Source organism: Streptomyces alkaliphilus (genome assembly GCF_014141535.1).
GTDB lineage: Bacteria > Actinomycetota > Actinomycetes > Streptomycetales > Streptomycetaceae > Streptomyces > Streptomyces alkaliphilus.
In genome coordinates this window covers 1-971 of the sequence record NZ_VKHT01001417.1, presented here as the reverse complement: position 1 = coordinate 971, position 971 = coordinate 1, and the positions used below count along the sequence as shown (strand labels likewise).

1 pseudogene is annotated in these 971 nt (G+C 76.8%); it reads right to left on the bottom strand.

The features are described 5' to 3' along the window. Positions 1-950, bottom strand: a pseudogene (locus FNQ90_RS24840) (hypothetical protein); the annotation flags it as partial. Positions 951-971: the final 21 nt, after the last annotated feature.

The window sequence follows — 971 nt, the reverse complement described above, 5'->3', positions numbered from 1 at the left end:
CCCCCACCCTCACGCCCGCCTCCGTTCCCGGGGGGTTCGAGGAGGCAGGCCGGAACAGCCGACTCCGGCGCCTCCGGCCCGGGGCGCGGGAAGCTTGTCGGGTGGCGCACCGCCGCGCGCGCCGCCGGTGACAGGCGGGGGACGAGCCGCTCCCCGAGGTCCGGCCGTGCCCGCAACGCGCACCCCAGGAACCCCTCGGCGATCGCCGACCGTTCGGAGGCCGTATCGGCCGCCACGGCCTCGGCCAGCGCCGCCGCCACCGGTACCGGATGACGGGAGAGCATGCCCATCAGGGTTCTCCGTGCCGCCACCCCGCGCGGCCCGATCGCGACATCCAGCAGGGTGTCCACCGCGCCCCGCGAGGGAAGCTCCCCGAGCAGGTCGAGCACGGTGCCCACCCGCCTGGCGTCCACCGAGGTGTCCGTGAGAATTCCGGCCAGCACCGGCACCAGCGCCGTCCCCACCCGGTCGGCGACCGTGGCCAGCAGCTGCGGTGTCCACCGCCCCGGGTCCAGCCGGGCCCGGGAGCCGAGGGCCGCCAGGTGTTCCGGCGTGTCCACCACACACAACCGCATCTCGTCCAACACCGGGCACCCGCCCGGGCGGGACGCCTCCGCGCAACACTCGGCGGCCCAGTCCGTGCGGTCCGGCAGCAGGTACGAGGCGACCACCCGGCGCAGCGGCGTGGTCCGCAGCGGCTCCAGCGCCCCGGTCACCTCCTCGCGGGTGTCCGGACCGGCGACGGCCAACAGCCCCCGCAGCCGCTCGGCGGCCCTCAGCGCCTCTCGTCGGACCCGCTCCCCGTCGGTGGGCCCGGGCGATCCCGGTGGGATCGACGGCTCCTCCCCCGGCGCCCGCCCCGCCGGGGTCCGCCGCGGATCGGCCTCGAACAGCGCGATCACCGCCCGTGCGGCGAACACCGGACCGTGTTCCAGGACCCGGGAGTCCACCCACTCCGAACGATCCCCCTC